Genomic DNA, 14,420 nt, shown 5'->3' with positions numbered 1-14,420 from the left:
CCTTATTTTCATTAATGGTTTATTCGCTTATTAAAATAAACAAATAAACCTATTTTTTGTCATTAAGCATTAACAACATGGTTCTTCAAGCGCGCTTTTAATTTCGTGTACTCAGTTTGTACATGATTTTCAGCCCATGCCTGATCATCAATATTTTCTACCTTAACGGCACAGTATTTAAATTCAGGTGTACTTGAAATTGGATCCACATGTTCAATGGTTAATTCGTTACATGCACCAATCCACCATTGGTAAGTCATGTACACAACGCCTTTATTTACACGTTCATTGTAGTTCGCACGTGAAATAATTTTACCGCGACGTGATGACACCCAAACCAACTGTTGATCATCAATACCTAATTGACGCGCATCATCAGGGTGCATTTGCACATAACCCGGTTCATCTGCCAGTGTTTGTAATGCAGAGCAGTTACCTGTCATTGAACGACAAGAGTAATGGCCTACTTCACGCACAGTAGATAATACCAATGGGTATTCAGCGTCCGGTTGCTCTAATGGCGCACGCCATTCTGCACCGATAAACTGACCTTTGCCTGATGGCGTACTGAATGTATTGCCTTCAAACAAGAACGGTGTACCCGGGTGATCTTCTGTTGGACAAGGCCACTGTACAGATTTCAACCCTTCCATCTTTTCGTAAGTTACACCTGTGTATAACGGTGCAAGCTGACGCATCTCATCCCAAATTTCTTGGGTATTTTGATAAGACATTGGGTAACCCATACGGGTTGCTAACAGACTGAAGATTTCCCAGTCAGGTTTCACGTTTTCTGGTGGCGTAATTGCCTTGTAGAAACGTTGGAAACCACGGTCGGCACTACTGTAAACACCTTCATGCTCACCCCAGCTGGTTGCCGGGAAGATCACATCAGCAAATTCTGCTGTTTGTGTCATGAAGATATCTTGAACAATCACCAATTCCATCTTGCGCATGGTTTCACGCATTGCAGCAAGATCGGCTTCAGTTTGGGCTGGATCTTCACCGAAAACATAGAATGCTTTACAGATCCCTTCCTCTACTTTGTGACCAATTTCAGTTAAGCGGTAACCCGGCTTCGCTGATAATGGAACACCCCAAGCCGCTTCAAATTTCGCACGTACATCAGCATCTTCTACTGACTGATAACCTGGGTATTGGTGTGGCAACATACCCATATCACAGGTACCTTGCACGTTGTTTTGACCACGAACTGGGCCACAACCTACACCTTCACGACCAAAGTTACCGGTTAGCAATGCAAGTGCTGCTAAACCACGTACTACATCTACCGCTTGACCGTACTGTGTAACACCCATGCCCCAAAGGATCATTGCTTCTGGTGCTGCGGCATAGGTACGTGCAGCTAAGCGAATGTCTTCTGCTTTAAGGCCAGTGGTTTCTTCAACGCTTTCAGGTGTGTAGCGAGAAACAAGCTCGCGGAATGCCTCAAACCCTTCAGTGTTGTTGGTTACATAGTCTTTGTCGTATAAGTTTTCTTCAATAATGACATTTGCTAATGCGTTAACAAGTGCCATGTTTGAACCGTTCTTCAACGCTAACCATTGATCAGCGACACGTGCAGATTCAATCTTACGTGGGTCGCAAACAATGATCTTCGCACCATTAGTGCGAGCCTTAAGAATGTGCCTTGCTACAACTGGGTGAGAATCCGCTGCGTTGTAACCGAATATGAGTAAACATTTTGTTTTTTGAATTTCGGGAATAGCGTTACTCATTGCGCCATTACCTACTGTTGTCTCCAGACCGGAGACTGATGGAGCGTGTCACACCCTGGCGCAGTGATCGACGTTATTCGTCCCTATCACCGCACGTGCGAGCTTCTGCATCACATAGTTAGCTTCGTTACCTGGACCACGAGCAGAACCTGTTGTCATGATCGCATCAGGACCGTACTTCTGCTTGATAGCCATTAGCTTTTCACTAGCGAAATCTAGCGCTTCATCCCATGATACAGCTTCTAATGCTGCATCACGTGAGCGGCGGATCATCGGCTGCTTCAAGCGTGGTGTTAATAAATTGGTGTCGTTAAGGAAATCCCAGCCATAGTAACCTTTTAAACACAGTTGACCTTCGTTGGTACGGCCATCTGCAGGCTCTGCTGCTATTACCTTGTTATTTTCGACAACCAATTTTAGTTTGCACCCAGTACCACAGTAGGGACAAACAACAATTGATTTCTTCATACTAACCTTGGGTTGTAATAATAAACGTCAATATCGTTGTGATTAAACAATCACCTAGCAACCTGTTGCTACCACAGCGCTCATTGCTGCTGCTTCACGTTTCTGTTGGCTGGTTTCAGTCAACGTCTCAGGCTCAATGATTCGAATCGCACCAGTAGGACAAACTTGAACACAAGAAGGACCAGACTCTTGGTGATGACATAAATCACATTTTAATGCTTGGGTTTGCGGCACTTTACGTGCAAATAACGCAGCGCCTTTTGTCTCTTCAACCATCGTTGTTACTACATTCATTGCACCGTAAGGACATGCAATAACGCAGGTTTTACAACCAATACAACGTGACTGAATCACTTTGACAAAACCATCTTCTAAAACGATGGCGTTATTGGGACAAACCTGAGCACACGGCGCATCATCACATTGACGACACATTACAGGCGTAGTTACATGGGCATTTTTCACGACAGTTAAACGTGGTGAAAAATCCGATGGTTCCATTCCAGCAGCCGTATTTTCAGCTTGATGCGATAACGCACAAGCGATTTCACAAGTTCGGCATCCAATACACAAGTTGGGATCTGCAAATACAAATCGGTTCATGGTGTATCCCTTGTTGATGTCGATACATCGCAATACACTTTCGCATTGCGATACCTTATAAGCATGAGCTATGCCAGTTTTTACACCTAGAACAATAAAAACTCAACTCATTAATATTTAAGACAAAAAAATAAAGCCTGATCGTAATCAGGCTTTATTTACAGGGATGAACATGCTTGATACGTATCGATAACCCTTATCGACACACTTCGTCACATCTCATCGACACTTTATCGACAGGTAAACGATTAGGCATCGTCACCCATGCAATTTAACGCTAACAATGCTCAAAACCGCCAGAGCCTTGCCATGTCGGCAATTGTCGATAAATTTGTTCGACACCTTGTTGCACCATCTCCGTCAGTGGGAATGAAAAAGCAACAATCGCAGGTTGAATACCGATAAAGATCACTTCTGGCACAAACGTCTTGAGCTCGTCGATTAAGAAGTTGAGCGGCAAGCTGTGCGTCGATACCACATACATATCAACGATGGTTTCAGGATCAATGACACGCACTTCCCCTGCTTCTTCGCCAATATCAGCCGCATCCACTACAATCACCCGTTTCGGCATTGCTTTGCGGATCAAATGTAAGCAATCTTCAGGCATAGAGCCGCCTTCCAGCACGCTCCAATCGGCAATAGGATTATCCTTCATCATCTTAGCGAGCAAAGGACCTGCACCGTCATCTGCCATCATGCTGTTGCCAACAGTCAGCACAATATTGCTGACCGACAGATCGACACCGTCATTCGACACACTCTCGCCCATCACAGAAGAAAGGCTAATTTCTTCTATCATGCTTAGCGTCCTCCACGGATCATCATGTACATGGTCGGCTCACGATGGATCGCCCCCAGCGCATCAATAAAACCACTTGTCAGTTGCTGTGACTTTTCGTTTTGAGTACGACTGTCGATACGATCAAACGCCAGTGCCAGCATGTTTAAATGCTCTGGGTAAATCGTGATTTCCCCAAACACTAAAAAGCCTTTCATTTTACGAAATGCTTCACCGTTTTGGTCTAATCCACTGATCCACTCAAGGTACTCATGACCTGAACATTTCAATACCGCATCTAAACAATCAACCACACCTAGATGGTGACCAATCGCTAAGCTGTAGTACATGATTTGCTTGGCTTCTTCTGGCACATCGTAGCTTTCATCAACAAACTTGCGACCTAAGCTGTAGAAATACACATTCTGCTCAAGGTGACGAGATTGCGTTAATGCTTCAGGTAGATCTAACGCCTTGCTATTAGGCATGATCGCCTCCACAGCAAGGTTTGTTTTCAGAATGACACGCTACTTGTCCCGTTAATGCAGCCATGGTTTTACTCAGCAGAATGTTGACGATTTCGGTTAAACGAGGATCGTCTTTTTCTGCTAGGTAATCCGCAATTTTACTATCAACGTTATCGGCACTACAGGTTGCTAACACATCCATCACTTCATCGGCAATACGTTGACCTTGAACGTAACCTGCTAATAAGCGAGCTTGACGCTCAATCATCACCTTAATATCTAGTGGAATTTCGGTGTGCTTAAGACTCGCTTTTTGCTCATCAGGATTATGCGTTTTCGCTTTAAGTTTCTGATCAAGCAAACCTAATGCGACTGCAAAACCGTAAATTGTTGCCGCAGGGGTTGGCGGACAGCCCGGAATGTAGACATCTACAGGTACGATTTTGTCAGTACCGCCCCACACACAATATAGGTCGTGGAAGATACCGCCATCACAACCACAAGCACCGTAAGAAATCACAATCTTAGGATCAGGAGCTGCTTCATAAGCACGAAGTGCAGGAGCACGCATGGCACGGGTCACAGCACCGGTAAATAGCAAAATATCAGCATGGCGAGGTGATGCGACGACCTTGATACCAAAACGCTCAGCATCAAAGACAGGTGTTGTTGCTGCAAAAATTTCAATTTCACAGGCGTTACAACCACCACAGTCAACACGGTAAACATAAGCCGAACGACGAATTTGCTTAATCAGCGCATCTTTTAATTTCTGGCTATTAGGCGGTAATGGAACAGGAACAGTTTGGGTATGGGCTGTGCCATTTAGCTGTTTAATACCTTTCACATTTCCTCCTCAAGGTAACGTAGATGACTGACGTTTTCGCTATCAAGCATGTTGTTACAACGACGACATTCAGGGCAGGTTTCGAGCTGTTGACGACGTAAATGCAGTTGATCTTGTGATACTCCGCTTTGCGCTAAGGTATCGAGCACATATTCCAATAGTTTTTTCGCCACAAATGGACGCTCACACTGACGACAATTCGCCAGTTGGAATACCGCATGTTCGTACAGATCTTCTTTACGTGTTACCGCTAATTCAAAGTTCTGCGACAGCTTAATGGCTTTGGTTGGGCACACTTCTTCACAACGACCGCAGTAGATACAACGAGCCATCGACAATTCCCAACGGCGAGTCCCTGCTTTTTCATCGGTTTCCATCACCAAGGCATTAGCAGGACAAGCACGCATACACGCACCACAAGACAGACACTGATCTGCATCTAGCTCAGGCTTACCACGGAAGTCTTCACTGACTTCCAATGGTGCGAATGGGTATTTGGTTGTCACTTCACCGGTTTTTAAGACGGTCTTTAATAACTTAAACACAACGCCTCCTACAGTTTGAACGGTGAGTTTTTACGGTCGATGCTGTATTGCTCAATCGCTTTATATGGAATGGTTTTACTGCGCTTCTTCTTGGTATCAACAATGGTGACACGGTCTGTACATGAGTAACATGGATCCAAACTACCGATGATTAACGGTGCATCAGCCACGGTGTTACCACGTAACATATAACGAAGGGTTGGCCAGTTTGCATACGTTGCAGCACGACAACGCCAGCGGAAGAGTTTTTGGTTATCCCCTGTCATGCTCCAGTGTACGTTTTCACCACGAGGCGCTTCGGTAAAGCCTAATGCGAATTTGTTCGGTACGTAGTTAAAGCCTTCCGTTAAAATTGTGCCCGGTGGAAGGTGATCAAGACCGTATTCAACAATGTTTAATGAATCAAACACTTCACGGATACGCACCATCACACGAGACTGCACATCACCGTTTTCCATGCTTTGCAGTTCAATCGGCACACTGCCGTAGGACTCTAATGATTGACCATGAACAATACGTACATCACGCTTAAAACCACTAGCACGGATCAGTGGACCCACTGGGCTGTAATCACGAGCGATGTCTTTTGATAAAATACCGACACCTGCAATACGGCTTTCGATATTAGGTGTAGCCAGCAACACTTCCACCAACTCAGAGAAGGTTTTACGTACTTCTTTCACCATCGCAATACCTTTCAGGCGTTGCTCTTTCAAAAAGTCACGACGTACACCACCGATCAGGTTCATACCGTAAGTTTTACGGGCACCTGTTAGTAGCTCCGCCAATTCCATGGTCTTTTCACGAACACGGAAGAACTGCATGAAACCTGAGTCAAAACCAACAAAGTGGCTCGATAAACCAATGTTTAATAAGTGACTGTGTAGACGTTCAACTTCAAGTAAAACAGTACGGATCATCTTGGCACGGAATGGCACATCGACTGATAATGCATTTTCGATGGTATTGCTGTAACCCACGCTATGAGTAAAACCACAAATACCGCACACACGGTCAGTCAACTGTGCCACTTCATGGTAACCCATGCGTGTTTCTGCCAGTTTTTCCATACCACGGTGAACGTAGAACATACGGTAATCCGCATCAACAATGTCTTCACCGTCAACGAATAAACGGAAGTGTCCCGGTTCATCAGAGGTAATATGCAGTGGACCTACAGGCACGATGCGGTTGCTGTCGTCACCTAATTGGTTATCGAACTGATAGGTTTCAGTTTCTGTGGTTGGCTGTGGACGCTGACGGTAATCCATCGCATCTTTACGCAATGGGTGAAGATCTTCAGGCCAGTCATCTGGTAGTACTAAACGGCGCTCATCAGGTAGACCAACTGGACGTAAGCCGTACATATCACGTACTTCACGCTCGCCCCACACTGCCGCAGGAATAGTTGGGGTGATAGAAATAAACTCTTGGCTATTGGCATCAACTAATACTTTTACCGTTACCCAGCTTTTCACTTCTCCTTCCATAGAAAGGGCGTGATATACCGCAAAGTGACCATTTAGGCTACGCTCATCATTACCGAACGTAACGGTTAACCAACCGCCTTGATCGTAGTAAAGCCACTTCATCACTTCGACTAATGAGGTCATTTTTACCGTGATCGTCACTTGGTTATCAGTCTGCCACTCTTCATCAATAATGGCTGATGGAAAGAAATGATTCACACCATCGACATACTGTTTGCCAATCCGATTTGACTGCGGCTTAGTGGCATATTGTTCAAATGTATTGTTTGTCATTACTGTTTCTTACCAACCAAAAATTAAAAAGATAAGTGCCAATACGGCAACGAGAAATACCGGGAATAACGCGCGGTGAATGCTCATAAAGCGAAAGCGTGCCATGGTGTTTTCTGCAATACCTGCAATGAAGAAAACCACCAATAGCTTGATGAATAGAATAACGGTGGCACCTAATAAGCTACCGAAACCTAATGTTTGGGCTTTACCCCAAGGAATGAAGATCGCTAAGAAGAACTGAGCAACAACGAGCTGCTTTAGACCTAGACCTAATTTCACCATCGCTAAACCTGCACCTGAATATTCAGTAACAGGACCTTCTTGTAGCTCTTGCTCGGCTTCTGCACTATCGAACGGTAACTTACCCATTTCAATAAACAGCGCAAATGTACAGACAAGACCTGCCAAGATAATTGCTAACGGTGAATGCCAGCTATCGTTTGCCATTGCGTGACTGATATAACCAAGATCGGTTGTACCCATTGCTAATGCAACAACCACAATCGACAGGATCAACATTGGCTCTACTAAGATGCCAAGGGTTAATTCGCGGCTACTGCCTAAACCACCAAACATACTGTTTGAATCAATACCTGATAACGCAAAGAAGAAACGGAAAATCGCTAATAAGTAAATATCAGTAATGATGTCGCCAGAAATCGGGAACGGTGATACTTGTGTCACCGTTGGCAATGCCATAGCGATCAACAACATGGTGATCACTAATACCCAAGGCGTGATCCAAAAAATGAATCCCGCATTCGATGGCGCTACAGACTGACGTTGCAGCAACTTATAAATATCACGGTAATCTTGGAAAATACCCGGTCCTTGGCGAGAGTGAATTTTCGCACGAATAACACGGGTAAAACCGGTAGCTAAAGGGGCAAGCAATAGCATTAATAAAGCCTGAATAACAGCCAGTGTGATCCAACCAGCTGACGGCATTTCAAGTGGAGACATTAGCAAGCCACTCCTGAAATTAGAGGAAAGAACAGCACCACAAACAGCGCAGCCACACAGCAAAGAATGCACACTTTACGACCATCAAGCTGGCTACCATCAGCTACCGCAAATAGATGTGGTAATACATGACGATCAACCAAAGACTGCTTTGGACGGTTGTCGTAAATGAAGCTGAACATATGACGCATCGGGCGAGTAATACCTTCAGCTGATACTGTCATGCGTTGCTCATATTGGTAACCACATGCCCAAGGTTCGCCTTGTTGACGACGCTCTAAACGACGTTGGCGGAACACATACAGCAATGCCGCTGGAACAAGGACAAAGACCATCAACATGATGGCAATCACAGGTGTTGATAGGATCGCTTGACTAGCAACAACAGGATAAATTGCACTGCCTGTTGCAACAGGAGCAGGAGCTAGATGAAGCATGGAAGATGCAATCGCTGAGAAGTAAGGTGCAATCCAAGGTGAGCCAACACCGAGTACGATACATAAAATCGCTAGCATCGTGGTTGCTGTTGTCATGGCTGTGCCTACTTCACGAGTATTAGCAGCATGTTCTGTTTTCGGTGCGCCAGTAAAGCAAATACCGTAAACCTTCACAAAACACATACAAGCTAATGCACCTGTTAGTGCCAGCATCACCATACCGAATGGGCCAAACAGCATATTGCTCGCTGTACCTACTTTACCCATGCTAAATAGTGATTGGTAAATAAACCACTCAGACACAAAGCCGTTAAATGGCGGCAATGCACAAATCGCTAAAGTACCAATTAAAAATGCCAGTGCGGTTTTTGGCATGGTTTTACCAAGACCGCCCATTTTGTCCATGTCTTTGGTATGCATACGATAAACAATTGAGCCAGAGCCTAAACACAATAAGCCTTTGAAAATCGCATGGTTTAATAAGTGGTATAAACCGCCAAGTAAACCCAATAGCGCAAGCACTGGATGATGGCTAGCAATGCCAATCATGCTCACACCAACACCAATTAAGATGATGCCAATGTTTTCAATGGTGTGGTAAGCCAATAGACGTTTAATATCATGCTCTGCTAATGCGTACATTACACCTAGTACAGACGATACCGCACCGAAGATCAGCACCAAGAAGCCCCACCATAATTGGGTCGCACCAAGAAATAGAATGCTGAATTTTAGAATACCGTAGATACCAATTTTCACCATGACACAGGAAATAAGCGTCGAGCAGTAAGATGGGGAAATTGGATAAGCTTTAATTAACCAACCATGTAAACCAATGCCAGCCGCTTTAATACCAAAGCCAACTAATGCCAGTAGGAAAGTTAATGAAGCAAGACCTGCGCTTAATGGCACAGCAGTGAAAGCACTAAAATCATAGCTCTGTGCATTCACAGATAAGATCAAAAATGCCGCCATGATCAACAGGCTCGCAATATGATCAACAATGAAATAATTCAGACCTGCTTTACGGCTGTTAAGGCTGCCATCGCTGATCACAATCAGCCATGAAGCGATAGAGACCACTTCCATGAACACCATAAAAGTGATCACGTTAGACGAGATAACTAACACCGTCATTGCTGCAGCAAAGATGTTGAAAAGAATGTTGATCTTCCAGCCAGATTTACCCAAATACTCTTTTAGGTAGTTAATAGAGTAAATCGATGCTGCCATGGTCACTATGGATATTACCACCACCATTAAGGCTGAAAGCATATCCATATTCACCACACAGTTGGCTGCTGCTGCCACATCTGCCGAATCGTAATGACCAACAATAGTTGAAACACCAGCAAGTACGCCAAACACCCCACCAAAGGCACTGATCACGCCGGCTAAACGTAAGCTATCACGCTCATCATGACGACCTAGGCCAGAAATTAATGCCGCAACGCCATAGCTGATCACAGCAAACAAAACTAAAACTAACGGATTCATTTGTTCACTGCTCCACATTTCACAGAAACGGCACTGTCAGCAGCGTTTTCACGTTTACTGTGGCGTGCTTTCATTACTTTATTTTCATCGATTAGCACAATGGCTTGTGTCGGACATACCTGCGCACAAGCGGGGCCTTCTTCACGGAAACCACATAAATCACATTTCACAGCGATGCTTTTCACACCGGGTTCCCATGCCAAAATATCTTGACCAAAGGTGCTAGGAATGGAAGTCGAAGGATTACTTGAGCGAGGTGTTGATGGGATATAAGTATCGTAGCTGTTCGCCATCGCGATTGGTCGGCTACCATCAAAGGCAATCGCACCAAACGGACATGCAACTGCACATAAGGTACAGCCAACACAAAGCGACTCGTTAAGAACGACACGATCTGCTTGTTTAGAAATAGCTTGTACCGGACACACAGCCGCACAAGGCGCATCTTCACAGTGGCGACACATCACAGGTGCCGTAGCATTGTCATGCTTAACCACGGTAAGACGAGGATGACTTTGCAGTCCGACTTTCTTATGTGCCTCTGAACACGCTGCCATGCAGGTGCCACAGCCTATGCACTTGTCGGGATCTGCAACAACAAAGCTTTTCATGATCTTTCCAGTTAATTGCAAAAAGCATCACCAAAAGCAATTATCATACCAATAAGGTATTTATTGATTTTATTTTCTAAAGATCATTTACTTATCTAAGATTTCATTTCCTGGTCTAAGGTTAGTATTACCAAAGAATAAAAATGGGCGTAGGATCTGCGCACCTCGACACCGGTATCGACACTTTATTTCGACATCAATGTCGACACAAAACGACGAACATAAGGGATTGTTTTACCCAATGGATAACAATAACCACCTACGCTTGAAACAACATACTAATGATTAAAAAAATACGTCTTCATTCAACCATGCCGTTCTACCTGTTATTTATTGCAGGTATCGTTGATGCCATTGGCTTTCTCCATTTAAAAAATGGTTTATTTGTCTCTTTTATGAGTGGTAACACCACCCACGTAGGTATCTTGCTAACTTCAGGCAATATGCCACAAGCATGGCACTACATCGGAGTGATCTTACTGTTTGTATTCGGTGCAGCTGTCGGTGAAGCAATAGCACTGGCAAACAAACCCTTTTATCGCAGTACGATAATGGCATTAGTGTCAGCGACGCTGATCATTACCCTTTATGTCGAGCCTATTTACTCCCCTATCGTGACTAGCTTCCTGCTTAGTTTTGCCATGGGCGTACAAAACATTGCGTTACGTTTTACCATTGAAAAAGCCACGGCTCTTACTTACGTGACCGGATTTTTAGTTAACACAGGGCGATCCATTGCCATGCTCTTAATGGGTAAAGGCACTAGCAGCACCTTTTTCCGTCATTTCAATTCATGGTTAGCTATCTTTATAGGCGCAATTGTTGGTACACACGTGATGGATTACTCTTTCCGCTACGCCTTAATTGTCCCTATCGTATTAACTCTTATCGCATCAGGGATCTTATTCTGGACGCATGAAGTCGAAGATGATTGATTAGGTTGCGAAGAGTAAAACGATAAAGCCGACGCGATGTCGGCTTTTTAGCTCAATTCTATTGTGGTGACACCAATAACTTCATATCTCTGAGCTTATCTGCATCTTGTTTGTCAGCAGGCAATGGAAAAAACGCAATTTCCCAAATAGCATTAAATGCCACTCGACATAACTTACTCTGTGATTGCATTTCGACACGCTCAACCAAACCTTTATCGCTTAGATGCATATTTAAAGCACATTCTGAACCTCGATAAGCACTTAAATCACCCATTTCTTCACGTAACAATCGCATATATACATCAGAATATTGGGTGATAACGGTTGGCTCATTAACAAATAACCCCTCTAAATCACTAATTTCTTCGCCACTCACATTACATGTCACAGCAGCTAAGATAACGCCAACAATAAGAAACGGTTTCATGCGTTCTATAACCTATCCTTGTTTCAAAAATTAAAAAACCCTTATCAACAATAAGCAATTTTATAGTCAGATTTCATATCTCGACTCTCGCTTTAAACACAAAGCACTTATTCAATACGTGTTACATCTCAATTCGCAATATCACTCTCAAAACTCTTGACCTGTCTAAAGCTTCATAGTTTATAGTTCACTTATCAATTAAAGGGAAAGCTACCATGTACCGTATTTCTGAATTAGCGCAAAAAGTGGGATTAAGTCGCTCCACATTACTCTATTACGAGAAGCTTAAACTGATCACTGGCACACGCTTAAGTAACGGCTATCGTGGCTATACCGACAAAGATGTGCAGCGAGTAAAACTGTTACAGCAACTACAAGCAGGTGGGCTTTCACTAAAAGAGTGCCAAGCCTGTTTAGATGCCCAAATTGACAGAGAACTATTGCTACAAAGGCTGAATATCCTCGATGAAGAGATCGCACAAAAGCAGAAAGCCCGTGATTTGCTTTCTGCCATGCTGGGTATGAATTCGATGAAAGAGTGGCACCAATCAATGGAATCAGCCGCACCTTCAGCGCATTTAGAATGGCTAATGAAGCAAGGTTTCAGTGAAAAACAAGCTTTGCGATTAAAATGGCTGTCGAAAGATATGAACGAACATGAGCAATACATGGCAGATTTTGAAACGATCTTTGATGATTTAGAGCGACTTGGCCCTAGTTGTGATGATGACTCACTAAAAGCACTTGAAACATTACCCATAACATCCGGTGAAGTATTAGATATCGGCTGTGGTAAAGGCGTTGTCACCACCCTGCTAGCTAAACATGGCGATTTTCATATCACTGCGTTAGATAACGATGAATACAACTTAAGTTGTGTAAACGAAACAGCCATCGAAAACGGACTTGAACATCGTATTACTACTGTTTGCGCCAGCATGACCGCCATGCCTTTTGAAGCGCAACGTTTTGATGTGCTGTGGGCTGAAGGCAGCGCTTACATCATGGGTGTTGAGCAAGCCCTTAAACAATGGCAACCATTAATTAAGGCTAATGGTTATTTGGTGATCAGCGACTTGGTGTGGTTAACCGATAGTCCAAGCCAAGAAGCTGTGGATTTCTGGCAACAAAACTATCCAGATATGACCACCAGCAAGCAACGAATTAAACAAATGCAGCAAGCAGGTTTTGAAGTGATCAGTCACTTTACCCAAAGTGATCAATCATGGACAAACTACCTAGCACCATTACAAAACAAGCTAGCTCAATTAGATAGTCAGCATTTCACGTCAAATGCTATTACAGACATTAAGAACGAAATCCATATTCATGAGCGCTATTTAGGCCAATACGGCTATCAATTATTTGTATTAAAGAACAAAGGTTAAACATGATCATTCGAGCTGAAAAAGATTCAGATATTACTGCAATTGAAACGCTGACTTACAGCGCATTTAAAGATCATCCTCATCATGAACCGGGCGCAGCGCCAACTGAGCACTTGATCGTCAATCGTCTACGTGACGCTAACGCTTTAACACTATCGTTAGTGGCTAAAGTAAACAATCAAGTTGTTGGTCATATCGCTTTCTCTCCTGTACTTATCAATGGTGAAACGACTAACTGGTACGGTTTAGCACCTGTATCAGTATCGCCAGAGCATCAAAACAATGGGATTGGTAAGGCGTTAATTAACCAAGGGTTAGCACAGTTAAAAGAGCATGGTGCTGAAGGGTTCGTACTATTAGGTGAACCTGAATATTATAATCGATTTGATTTTAAAGCACTGCCAGAATTAACTCTAACAGGAGTACCCGCAGAGTATTTCTTAGCCCTGCCGATAACAGATTCAATTCCCGTAGGTGAAGTGAGCTATCACCCAGCGTTTTTTGAATAAACATGAAAAGAAAGCTGACATGATAATGTCAGCTTTATACTGTATTGCGTTTTCAGTTAGTAAAGCTATTAAAAATACTTATAGCCCTGAGATACTTTCTCAAAATAGTCGGTATGATCAGTCAATATTCGCAAGCTTATTTGTTGAGTCTCTTGAGAATATAAATCTAATCGACCATTCGACTTATTATACCCTCCATTATCTATTAGCCAACTTCCTACATTAATATAATCAACCTGGCTACTATCTTGTAGTTGACTTAACATATTAGCAGCTAAACCTTGCGGTTGTTAATTATATGCCAATGCTGAGCTACAACATAAGCTAATAATAATTAAACTTATAACAACTTTCACACTCCTGAATATCATCATATAAAAGCCCAACCATATTTAAAGTTTATATTTAAACGACGTCAACATTCTCCATATTTGTATCAT

The 14,420-nt window shown here is 43.4% G+C and carries 14 protein-coding genes; 3 read left to right on the top strand and 11 right to left on the bottom strand.

Annotation, left to right across the window (positions count from 1 at the left end):
• Window positions 1-62 precede the first annotated feature (62 nt).
• The 10 genes from fdhF to E5A76_RS19150 form a co-directional block, all read right to left on the bottom strand.
• A complete protein-coding gene (gene fdhF, locus E5A76_RS19195) occupies window positions 63-2,207 on the bottom strand; it encodes a formate dehydrogenase subunit alpha (RefSeq protein WP_081001722.1) in 2,145 nt (714 codons plus the stop codon).
• Between the two features lie 54 nt (window positions 2,208-2,261).
• Window positions 2,262-2,810: a 4Fe-4S binding protein gene (locus tag E5A76_RS19190; RefSeq protein ID WP_008989669.1), complete on the bottom strand. Its 549-nt coding sequence runs from the start codon at window positions 2,808-2,810 to the stop codon at window positions 2,262-2,264.
• 277 nt (window positions 2,811-3,087) lie between these two features.
• Complete coding sequence (hycI, locus tag E5A76_RS19185; protein ID WP_161119897.1) at window positions 3,088-3,582, bottom strand: hydrogenase maturation peptidase HycI; 495 nt, start codon at window positions 3,580-3,582, stop codon at window positions 3,088-3,090.
• Window positions 3,583-3,614: 32 nt separating this feature from the next.
• Window positions 3,615-4,079, bottom strand: coding sequence for a formate hydrogenlyase maturation HycH family protein (locus E5A76_RS19180; RefSeq protein ID WP_107166315.1), 465 nt, complete (start codon window positions 4,077-4,079; stop codon window positions 3,615-3,617).
• Complete coding sequence (locus E5A76_RS19175) at window positions 4,072-4,905, bottom strand: NADH-quinone oxidoreductase subunit B family protein (protein WP_161119896.1); 834 nt, start codon at window positions 4,903-4,905, stop codon at window positions 4,072-4,074. The genes E5A76_RS19180 and E5A76_RS19175 overlap by 8 nt, the downstream gene beginning before the upstream one ends.
• Window positions 4,902-5,450: a formate hydrogenlyase complex iron-sulfur subunit gene (locus E5A76_RS19170; RefSeq protein ID WP_045065325.1), complete on the bottom strand. Its 549-nt coding sequence runs from the start codon at window positions 5,448-5,450 to the stop codon at window positions 4,902-4,904. Before E5A76_RS19170 ends, E5A76_RS19175 begins: the two co-directional genes overlap by 4 nt.
• An 8-nt stretch (window positions 5,451-5,458) precedes the next feature.
• Window positions 5,459-7,213: a hydrogenase large subunit gene (locus E5A76_RS19165; protein WP_161119895.1), complete on the bottom strand. Its 1,755-nt coding sequence runs from the start codon at window positions 7,211-7,213 to the stop codon at window positions 5,459-5,461.
• Between the two features lie 9 nt (window positions 7,214-7,222).
• A complete protein-coding gene (locus E5A76_RS19160) occupies window positions 7,223-8,176 on the bottom strand; it encodes a respiratory chain complex I subunit 1 family protein (RefSeq protein ID WP_161119894.1) in 954 nt (317 codons plus the stop codon).
• Window positions 8,176-10,110, bottom strand: a complete 1,935-nt coding sequence (locus tag E5A76_RS19155; RefSeq protein WP_161119893.1) for a proton-conducting transporter transmembrane domain-containing protein — start codon at window positions 10,108-10,110, stop codon at window positions 8,176-8,178. Before E5A76_RS19155 ends, E5A76_RS19160 begins: the two co-directional genes overlap by 1 nt.
• Window positions 10,107-10,721, bottom strand: a complete 615-nt coding sequence (locus E5A76_RS19150; RefSeq protein WP_042117793.1) for a 4Fe-4S dicluster domain-containing protein — start codon at window positions 10,719-10,721, stop codon at window positions 10,107-10,109. Before E5A76_RS19150 ends, E5A76_RS19155 begins: the two co-directional genes overlap by 4 nt.
• A gap of 281 nt (window positions 10,722-11,002) precedes the next feature.
• On the opposite strand from E5A76_RS19150, the gene E5A76_RS19145 reads away from it, so the two are divergent.
• Entirely contained in the window at window positions 11,003-11,656 is a 654-nt protein-coding gene (locus E5A76_RS19145) for a YoaK family protein (RefSeq protein ID WP_161119892.1), read from the top strand.
• A 58-nt stretch (window positions 11,657-11,714) separates the two neighbouring features.
• Here E5A76_RS19145 and E5A76_RS19140 read toward each other — a convergent pair whose 3' ends face one another.
• Complete coding sequence (locus tag E5A76_RS19140) at window positions 11,715-12,083, bottom strand: cell envelope integrity TolA C-terminal domain-containing protein (protein ID WP_161119891.1); 369 nt, start codon at window positions 12,081-12,083, stop codon at window positions 11,715-11,717.
• A gap of 215 nt (window positions 12,084-12,298) precedes the next feature.
• On the opposite strand from E5A76_RS19140, the gene E5A76_RS19135 reads away from it, so the two are divergent.
• The gene (locus tag E5A76_RS19135; protein WP_161119890.1) at window positions 12,299-13,471 is read left to right on the top strand and encodes a MerR family transcriptional regulator; all 1,173 of its coding nucleotides are present in this window, start codon (window positions 12,299-12,301) and stop codon (window positions 13,469-13,471) included.
• 2 nt (window positions 13,472-13,473) lie between these two features.
• Window positions 13,474-13,980 carry a GNAT family N-acetyltransferase gene (locus E5A76_RS19130; protein WP_161119889.1) on the top strand — a complete coding sequence of 169 codons (507 nt, stop codon included), beginning with the start codon at window positions 13,474-13,476 and terminating at the stop codon, window positions 13,978-13,980.
• Window positions 13,981-14,420 lie beyond the last annotated feature (440 nt).

Source organism: Photobacterium lucens (assembly GCF_009873615.1).
Classification (GTDB): Bacteria; Pseudomonadota; Gammaproteobacteria; order Enterobacterales; family Vibrionaceae; genus Photobacterium; species Photobacterium lucens.
Note: the sequence above shows the minus strand (reverse complement) of the source record. Positions and strands in the feature narration are given on the sequence as shown.

Coding starts and splice junctions, on each gene's coding strand:
- E5A76_RS19135 (WP_161119890.1), top strand. CDS start 12,299: ATGTACCGTATTTCTGAATTAGCGCAAAAAGTGGGATTAAGTCGCTCC.
- E5A76_RS19145 (WP_161119892.1), top strand. CDS start 11,003: ATGATTAAAAAAATACGTCTTCATTCAACCATGCCGTTCTACCTGTTA.
- E5A76_RS19160 (WP_161119894.1), bottom strand. CDS start 8,176: ATGTCTCCACTTGAAATGCCGTCAGCTGGTTGGATCACACTGGCTGTT.
- E5A76_RS19130 (WP_161119889.1), top strand. CDS start 13,474: ATGATCATTCGAGCTGAAAAAGATTCAGATATTACTGCAATTGAAACG.
- hycI (WP_161119897.1), bottom strand. CDS start 3,582: ATGGGCGAGAGTGTGTCGAATGACGGTGTCGATCTGTCGGTCAGCAAT.
- E5A76_RS19140 (WP_161119891.1), bottom strand. CDS start 12,083: ATGAAACCGTTTCTTATTGTTGGCGTTATCTTAGCTGCTGTGACATGT.
- E5A76_RS19190 (WP_008989669.1), bottom strand. CDS start 2,810: ATGAACCGATTTGTATTTGCAGATCCCAACTTGTGTATTGGATGCCGA.
- E5A76_RS19165 (WP_161119895.1), bottom strand. CDS start 7,213: ATGACAAACAATACATTTGAACAATATGCCACTAAGCCGCAGTCAAAT.
- E5A76_RS19155 (WP_161119893.1), bottom strand. CDS start 10,110: ATGAATCCGTTAGTTTTAGTTTTGTTTGCTGTGATCAGCTATGGCGTT.
- E5A76_RS19150 (WP_042117793.1), bottom strand. CDS start 10,721: ATGAAAAGCTTTGTTGTTGCAGATCCCGACAAGTGCATAGGCTGTGGC.
- E5A76_RS19180 (WP_107166315.1), bottom strand. CDS start 4,079: ATGCCTAATAGCAAGGCGTTAGATCTACCTGAAGCATTAACGCAATCT.